Source organism: Flavobacterium sp. (genome assembly GCF_023151265.1).
In the GTDB taxonomy this organism is placed as follows: domain Bacteria; phylum Bacteroidota; class Bacteroidia; order Flavobacteriales; family Flavobacteriaceae; genus Flavobacterium.
This window is the reverse complement of record NZ_JAKLJH010000104.1, coordinates 1-9,470: the sequence shown is the minus strand read 5'-3', so window position 1 is coordinate 9,470 and position 9,470 is coordinate 1. Positions and strand designations below refer to the sequence as shown.

General features: G+C 30.9%; 6 protein-coding genes. 5 read left to right on the top strand and 1 reads right to left on the bottom strand.

Features of this window, described 5'->3' with window-relative positions; genetic code table 11:
• Nucleotides 1-63: 63 nt before the first annotated feature.
• The 5 genes from L6Q46_RS10175 to L6Q46_RS10155 all read left to right on the top strand — a co-directional run bounded on the left by L6Q46_RS10175 (nt 64) and on the right by L6Q46_RS10155 (nt 8,806).
• Nucleotides 64-735 carry a TetR/AcrR family transcriptional regulator gene (locus tag L6Q46_RS10175; RefSeq protein WP_291284206.1) on the top strand — a complete coding sequence of 224 codons (672 nt, stop codon included), beginning with the start codon at nt 64-66 and terminating at the stop codon, nt 733-735.
• Nucleotides 732-2,384: an ATP-binding cassette domain-containing protein gene (locus tag L6Q46_RS10170; protein WP_291284205.1), complete on the top strand. Its 1,653-nt coding sequence runs from the start codon at nt 732-734 to the stop codon at nt 2,382-2,384. Before L6Q46_RS10175 ends, L6Q46_RS10170 begins: the two co-directional genes overlap by 4 nt.
• Nucleotides 2,385-2,387: 3 nt before the next feature.
• Nucleotides 2,388-3,734 carry a biotin/lipoyl-binding protein gene (locus L6Q46_RS10165; RefSeq protein WP_291284204.1) on the top strand — a complete coding sequence of 449 codons (1,347 nt, stop codon included), beginning with the start codon at nt 2,388-2,390 and terminating at the stop codon, nt 3,732-3,734.
• Between the two features lie 44 nt (nt 3,735-3,778).
• Nucleotides 3,779-5,122 carry a TolC family protein gene (locus L6Q46_RS10160; protein WP_291284207.1) on the top strand — a complete coding sequence of 448 codons (1,344 nt, stop codon included), beginning with the start codon at nt 3,779-3,781 and terminating at the stop codon, nt 5,120-5,122.
• An 81-nt stretch (nt 5,123-5,203) separates the two neighbouring features.
• Nucleotides 5,204-8,806, top strand: a complete 3,603-nt coding sequence (locus L6Q46_RS10155) for a T9SS type B sorting domain-containing protein (protein ID WP_291284203.1) — start codon at nt 5,204-5,206, stop codon at nt 8,804-8,806.
• Between the two features lie 63 nt (nt 8,807-8,869).
• On the opposite strand, the gene L6Q46_RS10150 is transcribed toward L6Q46_RS10155, so the two are convergent.
• Complete coding sequence (locus L6Q46_RS10150) at nt 8,870-9,202, bottom strand: RNA-binding protein (protein ID WP_111566080.1); 333 nt, start codon at nt 9,200-9,202, stop codon at nt 8,870-8,872.
• Nucleotides 9,203-9,470 lie beyond the last annotated feature (268 nt).

Here is a 9,470-nt window from a genome sequence, read left to right as displayed (position 1 = left end):
AAAAGTTAAACTTTCATAAATTGATAGTATTACTATTATATTTGCATTGTTAAATATTACATTATGCAAAATTTACTATCTAATTTAAAAATAACCATTAACGAAAAGTTATACGTTAAAGATCCTGAAACTTCAGAATTAGGGCGTAATATCTTAAAAAATAGCATCATACTAATTGATGAAATTGGCTTTGAAGCGTTTACTTTCAAAAAACTAGGTGAAAAAATTCAATCTAACGAAAGTTCTATTTATCGTTATTTTGAAAACAAGCACAAACTTTTGGTTTATTTAACTTCATGGTATTGGTCGTGGATGGAATATCGTATGGCGTTTGCAACTACTAATGTTTCTAATCCAGTTGAAAAATTAGAAAAAGCAATTAAACTAGTTACCGAAAATATAGCAGATGATAACGCAACTCCGCACATCAATGAAGAAATTCTAAGCCGAATAATCGTAGAAGAATTTGCAAAAACTTTAATGACGAAGGAAGTTGACAACGAAAACAAAGAAGGTTTTTTCTTAGTTTACAAAAGGGTAATCAATCGTATCGTTGATATCATAAAAGAAGTGAATCCAAACTATCTTTATGCAAAAAGCTTGTCATCAAACATTGTAGAAGGTGCGTTACATCAACATTTTTTAAAAAATCATTTAAAAACTATTACTAACTTATCTGAAAAAGAATGCGCAACAGAATTCTATACAGATATGGCTAAAAAAATACTACTATGACACCATTAAAAAGATTTAAAAACCTCATCCTAATCGACAAACAAGATATTTACCAAATCTTCTTGTATTCCATTATTGCAGGATTAATCAGTTTGTCTTTACCTTTGGGAATCCAATCAATCATCAACTTTATTCAGGCAGGAAAAGTTAGCACTTCTTGGATAATTCTAGTAGTTATTGTTGTGGTTGGAGTAGCTTTTGTAGGATTGCTAAAAATTATGCAATTCAGAATTACCGAAAATTTACAGCAAAAAATATTTGTGCGTTCGTCATTTGAATTTGCTTATCGTTTTCCAAAAATAAAATTCAATGAATTACACAATCAATATCCGCCAGAATTAGCGAATCGATTTTTTGACACTTTAACCGTTCAAAAAGGATTTTCTAAACTTTTATTAGATATTTCTGGAGCTGCTTTACAAATCATTTTCGGAATTATCTTGCTGTCATTGTATCATTCCTTTTTTATCTTTTTCGGATTGGTACTTTTGATATTACTTTATTTAATTTTCAAAATCAACTTTAATGTAGGATTAGAAACCAGCTTAAAAGAATCGAAATACAAGTATAAAATCGCACATTGGTTGCAAGAAATTGCGAGAAATCACTTGAGTTTTAAAAGCAATTCGATTTTTAATTTTTCGCTACATAAAAACGATAAATTAGTTAATGAATATCTGAAACAAAGAGAAAGTCATTTCCAAGTTTTAATGAAGCAATTTGTTCAGCTAACTGGATTTAAAATTTTAATCACAGCGGGTTTGTTGATAATTGGAGGATTATTGGTAATTAATCAACAAATGAACATTGGACAATTCGTTGCAGCAGAAATTATTATTTTGAGCATTATTGCAGCGGTTGAAAAACTTTTTTCTGGATTAGAATTGTTTTATGACGTACTAACTTCTTTAGAAAAATTAGGTTCGGTTGTGGATATGGAATTAGAAGAAGATGTTCAAAACTCAAATTATTTAGTGGACCGAAATAAAATATCCATTGAAACCGAAAACGTTTCTTTTTCGTATCCAAAATCGGATAAAGAAATACTAAAAAACATCAACTTATCGATTGAACCAAAACAGCACACCTTAATTTTAGGCGAAAATGGTTCTGGAAAAACAACTTTAATTCGTTTGTTAGCAAGATTAATCGAACCATCTTCTGGAAGTATTTTCATCAATAACACCAATTACAAAAAGTATTCGTCTGATGAATATCGTTCAAAAATTGGAATTATCACGGCACACGAAATGCCATTTGAAGGAACCATTTTGGAAAATATCACTTGTAATAATCCAGAAATTAAAATGGAAATGGTTTTTGATTTAATCGAAAAATTAAAATTAACCGAAGCCATCAAAGCACTTCCAAAAGGATTAGATACACGAATTTCTTCGGAAGGAAAACAAATTAATTCGTCAACCATTCAAAAAATTGTTTTGGCACGTTGTATCATCAACCAACCCAAATTATTGTTTTTAGAAAATCCTTTAGACAAATCAGACGAAGAAAGTTGTAGAGAAATTATCGATTTTTTAAGCGAAGAAAAACATCCGTGGACATTAGTTGTAGTAAGTAAAAACAATTATTGGAAACAAATTTGTAAGCAAGCCATTCTTTTAGAAAAAGGAGAAATTAAATCGAATTAAGTCATGCTAAACATCACAAAAAATAGAATTGATCAATTTGTTAAGTTAGAGCAATTCAAATCGGGACAAATATTTAAAGAACAAAAGCATTACAAAGTAATTCGCAAGATTATTTGGGCATTTGTTATTGTATGTATCTTGTTTCTTTTTCTTCCTTGGACACAAAATATTCAAGGCGCTGGAAATGTAACCACCTTAAAACCAAATCAACGCCCGCAAACCATTCAAACTATTATTGGTGGAAGAATTGAAAAATGGTATGTAAACGAAGGCGATTTTGTTAAAAAAGGTGATACCATTTTATTTATTTCCGAAATAAAAGAAGATTATTTAGATCCAAATTTGGTTGAAAACACAGGAAATCAAGTAAAAGCAAAAGAAAATGCTGTAACTTCTTATGCCGATAAAGTAAAAGCATTAGAAGCACAAATGGGAGCTATTCAAAATGAAAAAAATCTGAAATTAAAACAAGCACAAAACAAATTAAAACAGTCGTATTTAAAAGTGCAAAGTGATAGCATTGATTTTGAAGCAACAAAAACCCAACTTAAAATTGCAAAAACCCAATACACTCGTTCAGTAAATTTAAACAAAGAAGGTTTAAAACCAATGACCGATGTGGAAGAAAAACGCATGAAATTGCAAGAAACCGAAGCGAAAATCATTACACAAGAAAACAAATATATTGCAAGCAAAAATGAAGTATTGAATGCCACAATGGAACTCAATAGAATTAGCGCTGAATATGCTGAAAAAAACGCCAAAGCAAGTAGCGACAAACAAACCGCTTTAAGTTCACAATTTGACACCGAAGCACAAGTAAACAAGCTGAAAAATCAGTACAAAAACTATCAAATTAGAAATGGTTTGTACTACATTACTGCACCGCAAGATGGTTATGTAAATAGAGCTTTACAATCTGGAATTGGTGAAACCATTAAGGAAGGAACAGCTGTTGTAAGCATTATGCCAGCAAAATACGATATTGCCGTAGAAACTTACATCGAACCAATGGATTTTCCATTAATTAACAAAGGCGAAAAAGTTAGAGTTTGGTTTGATGGTTGGCCTACAATTGTTTTCAGCGGATGGCCTGGTGTTTCGTATGGTACTTTTGGCGGAATCATTGTTGCCAAAGAAAATTTTATTAGTCCAAACGGAAAATATCGTGTGCTAATTGCACCAGATCCCAGCGATAAAAAATGGCCGGAACAATTGAGTATTGGTGCAGGAACGCAATCATTAGCTTTGTTAGACAATGTGCCAATTTGGTTTGAAATTTGGAGAACTTTAAATGGTTTCCCACCAAATTTTTATCAACCAACAACCACCGAAAACACTAAAAAATAATGAGAACGAAACTATTTTATATCTTCCTTTTCATTTGTAGTTGGATGAGTTTGTTTGGACAAAATTCACCAACCGAATTCACCTACAATGAATTTTTAGGTTATGTAAAAAAATACCATCCACTGGTAAAACAAGCCGATTTAAAACTGAACGAAGCCCAAGCTAATTTAATGCAAGCGCGCGGTGCTTTTGATCCAAAAATCGAAGTTGACTTTAGTGAAAAACAATTCAAAGACAGCGAATATTATTCGATATTAAACAGTAGTTTTAAAATTCCAACTTGGTACGGAATCGAACTAAAAGCAGGATTTGATAACTCTGAAGGAATTTACGTAAATCCAGAAAACACATTACCAAACAGCGGATTAACTTCGTTTGGAATTTCAGTTCCTGTGGGGCAAGGTTTATTCATCAATCAACGAATGGCTGATTTAAAAAAAGCTAAAATTGCTCGAAACTTAAACGTTGCTGAAAGAAATTTGCAAGCGGTTGAAGTAATTTATGAGGCTTCAATTAGTTATGTAAATTGGAAAAGAAGTTTTGACGAAGTAAAATTGTATGAAACCTATTTAGAAAATGCTTTAATTCGTTACAACGGTGTTTCAAAATTAATCGAAGAAGGTGACAAACCAGCGATTGACAGTGTTGAAGCCGGAATAGCAGTAAAAACTCGAAGATTAAATTTAGAAGATGCGAAGTTAAAATTAACCAAAGCAAAATTAGAATTATCAAACTATTTATGGTTAGAAAATAATATTCCGTTAGAACTTAACGACAATTTATCTCCAGAAACAACGTTATCCAAAACAATTAAAGAAGTTTTACAGATAAATGAATTAGGAACAATTGATTTAGACAATCATCCAAAAATTCAGGCGTTAGATGCTAAAATTGCGATGTTAAAAGTGGATCGAAAATTAAAAGCAAATGCACTTTTGCCCAAGTTAGATTTGAGTTACAATTATTTATCAGAACCAAGTTATATTGACAATTATCGTTTTGAAGATTATAAAATTGGTGTGAATTTTTCGTTTCCAATATTTTTACGAAAAGAACGCGGAAGTTTAAAATTAGCCGATTTAAAAATTCTGGATTCCGAATTTGGTTTGCAATTTGAACGAAAAAATTTGGAAAACAAAATCAAAGCGCAACAACAAGAAATAGTTTCACTTGAAAAACAGCAAGATTATAATGATAAATTGGTTAAAGACTTTTCAACATTGCTAAACGCTGAAGACCGATTGTTTGAAATGGGAGAAAGCTCGTTGTTTGTAATTAATTCGAGAGAAAACTCCTTAGTAAGCTCACAAATTAATGAAATTGCATTGGAAAATAGGTACTTGAATGCGATAATTGGTTTGTTTAAAACTTTGGCAAACCCAAATTAAATTAACAAAATGAAGGTAAAAATGTTTAATTCCTAACATTTAAATTAAAAATTAATAAATTAGCAGTCCCAAATAATAACAATGAAAAAAACAATTCTTAATTTATTAATTTTATTCCTTCTAATAAGTACCAAAACTTTTGGTCAAGGAGGTGCATCTTCTTGTGCTGAATTAGCAGCAAATCCCGCTCCATTTCAGTCTTGTGCTACCAGTATTCCTTTCAGTAGTTCGGTTGGAGGTAATGGAGAAAATTTTGCCTCTTCTTGTATTCCAACACCATATGTTGGTCCTACATGGTTTTTTATAGAAATCGACTCTCCTGGAAGCGTTACTTTACAAATTAGTCAACAAAATTTAGCTGGTAATGGTACCGATGTAGATTTTGTTTTGTGGGGACCGTTTCCAAATTTAAACAATATCTGTAATCAATTAATTCCAGCAAACGAAGTTGATTGTAGTTATTTACCAGATACTGTTGAAACAGTTAATATTCCAAATAGTAATGCCGGCGATTTATATGTTATTGTAATTGATAATTACTCAGGACAAGCCGGAAATATAACTGTTTCACAAACAGGTGGAACAGGAAGTACTAACTGTGATTTCTTATCTTCAGTAACATTAAACAACACAGATGGTTCTCTTTTAACCAATTTAGATTATTGCAAACCTGACACTAAAGAAATTGTAGCAACCATTGATATTTCTGATTTTCCGGGAGTTCCTAGCAACTTACGATTTAATTACACTTGGTTTAAAGATGGAGTACAAATAAATGCTTTTTCAAATGTTACTTCGCCTACAAACAACCTAATTGTTACCGAAAGTGGTTTATACAAAGTCGTTACAACGGCTTACGATATTACTGTAAATCCATCAGGAGATACAACTGGATTAAGAATTAGCGAAGCTGAAGCAAATTTAAAATTTCATACTAAACCAGTTGTTACTATTGCAAATACCAATACCGTATGTTTAAACACCAATCCAGCTTTAACAGCAACTATCGTTAACAATGCGGATTTAAATACTACAATTGATATTTTAAGTTATCAATGGTTTCATAACAATATTGCAGTTGTTGGTGCTACAGCAAATAGCTTTACTCCAACTTTACCTGGAGATTATTTTATAAAAGTTACAAATTCACCATGTTCTGTAACCGATTCAAATGTTATAAGAATTATTGCAAACCCAAATATTCAAATTGCTTCAACTACTACTATTTGTGAAAACGATTCTTATACCATTACTTCAACAAATACGAATGCAAGTTTAAATAGTTCGCTTTCTTATCAGTGGTACAAAGATGGTATAGCAATATCGGGTGCTAATAGCTCAACTTATGTTGTAAATAAATTTAATCAAGCTGCAAATTCAACCTCTCAGTATTATTTAGAAAGTATTGAACAAGGTACGTGCACAAATGTTTCAAATACAATTTCAATTACAATTAATGCTTTACCTGTAATCAATAGCGTTTCAACAACATTGGAACAATGTGATTATATTAACAACACACTTGATGGAATTGCAGAAACGAATTTACTTCAGCTTTATAATTACTTCACTAATAATACAGCAGGATTAACATTATATTTTTATTCAGATCCTGGATTAACACAATTAATTAATAATCCAACAAATTACATTAATACTACATCTCCATTTTTACAAACTATTTATGTGAAATTGGTTAATGAAAATATAACTCCAAATTGTACTTCGGCAGGTACTGGAAGTTTTGTGCTTCAAATTAATCCAACCAGTGTTGCTAACTATCCAAATATTCCTGCAGTTTGTCCAGAAATCAATCAAAATTATGGATTTGTAAATTTTGACGCACAACGTATCTTAATAAAAAACACTTATTTTGCGAGTTCTGATGTAAGTATTTCTTTTCATTTGAATACATCTGATGCTTCAACTGGATTAAACGGATTAACTAATTTTAGCCAAATTCCTGTTGGAACAACAACAGTTTATACTAGAGTAATTTCAAATACAACACAAAGTTGTGAAGGAATTGGAACTTTTGACGTAATTGTAACGCAAGCTCCAAATCAAAACGTTATTAATAACGAAGCAGCTTGTCTTTTAGATTCGTTTTTATTGAATACTAAAGATACTGAAGCATTGGCTGGACAAAATCCTTCTGTTACAGTTTCTTATTTTAATACGTTTGATAATGCGAAAGACAATGTTTTTGTAATCAATAAAAACATTCCGCTTCCATTAACTTTAGGAAATAGAACTATTTACGCTCGTTTGTTTGATAACTTAACTGGATGTATATCGATTGTTAGTTTTGATATAAATGTTTTCCCAAATCCAATTATTGTTCAGCCTTCACCTATTAAATTATGTGGTGATATAACTGCTACATTTGATTTGAATAGTAGAATTACCCAAATTACTAATGAAAATACCAATTATCAAGTAACTTTCTACGCTAACAATGCTGATGTACTAGCAAATAATCCAATTGCAACACCAGACAATTATACGAGTTCATCAACAACAATTATTTGTAAAGTTGTTGATGCAACTAATAATTCTTGTGAATCATTTACTACTTTAAATCTTGTAGTAATGGTATTACCAGGGAGCAATTCCAATCCAACCCAACTTGAATTATGTAACGATTCTGGTTTTGACTATTTTGATTTGACTTCCAGAGAACTTGAAATGGCAGGCTCAACACCAATCAATACCATCAATTTTAGATATTACACAGAATTACCAGATGCTTTAGCAAATGCTAATACAAATCGAATAAGTACACCAAATAACTTTTTAAATACTAGAATAAACTTTCAAAAAATATATGTTCGATTAAATAGTAGAACTAATATTGATAGTGAAACTGGAATTGCTTGTTTTAAAATTTTGGAATTGGATTTATACGTTAGACCTTATCCTGTAAATTATCTTTTAAACGAGCCATACACTATTTGTATAGATCAATTAAACACTATAACCTATCCAGTTGAAATAAAAACGCAGTTAAACAGTACAGATTATACTTTTCAATGGTATAATGGTCATGACGCAGTAGCAGGAAATGAAATTATTGGAGAAACAGGTACTTCATTTACCACTTCAACAGTTGGGCAATATTCGGTAGTTGTAACCAATATTTCTAATGCAGCTAATTGCTCGTCTACTTTTAATTTCAGTACTCAAAATTCAATAGTACCTAATTCTGTTATAATCAATCCAAATGAATTAATAGCTTTTGGAACAGACAATACGGTAACAGCAATTGTAACTCCAGCTTCAACTGATTATCTGTATTCGATTGATGGTACTTATTTCCAAGAAAGCAATGTATTTACGAATATTTCGGGTGGTGATCATACTTTGACTGTTATTAATAAATTTGGATGTGGTGATGTTACAGCGACATTTACGGTTGTAGATTATCCTAACTATTTTACACCAAACGGAGATGGTCATAATGACACTTGGAATATTAAAGGAAGTAGCGCTTTAGATTTGGCAATCATAAGAATTTTTGATCGCTATGGAAAATTAATCAAACAAATTGATCCTAATGGTAATGGATGGAATGGAACATTTAATAATGAATTATTACCATCTACAGATTATTGGTTTACAATTGAATATACAAAAAACAACATTACGAAAGAATTTAAAGGACACTTTAGTTTAATTCGATAATAGTACAAAAAACAAAAACCTTCGCAATGCGAAGGTTTTTTTTCGTTTTATATCCAAAAAATATTAGTAACGACTTCTTGAGTTGTTATCTCTATTGTTAGAGTAACCACCTCTTCCACCTGAATTACGATCGAAGCTTCTTCTTTCTCCTTCTGGTTTTGGTTCAGATTTGTTAACAACGATTTTTCTACCTTCGATAGTTCCACCGTTTAATTCGTCGATTGCTTTTTGAGCCTCAGCATCATTAGCCATTTCAACAAATCCAAATCCTTTACTTCTTCCGGTAAATTTATCAGAGATAATTTTAACTGATTCTACAGCTCCATACTCTTCAAAATAACCTCTTAAATCTGCTTCCTCTACGCTGAAAGGAAGACTTCCTACAAAAATATTCATCTATGAAAAATTTAATTCCTCACAAAGGTAGGCTATTTAATGTTGTTAAAAGGTTAAAGTTTGATTTATTTTCAAAAACAACCCCTTTTTAGCTAAAAAATTCAAAATCAAAAGGTTAGTTTTTTGAAAAGTTTTTAAATCTATTCTACTAAATTTAAAAATTTTTCAAAAAAAAAAGACAACCATCTTGATTGTCTTTTCTACTAACACTAATTTATTCTATTTATGTAACCCAATCATTTCATAGTAAGAACGCTCAATGGCTTCT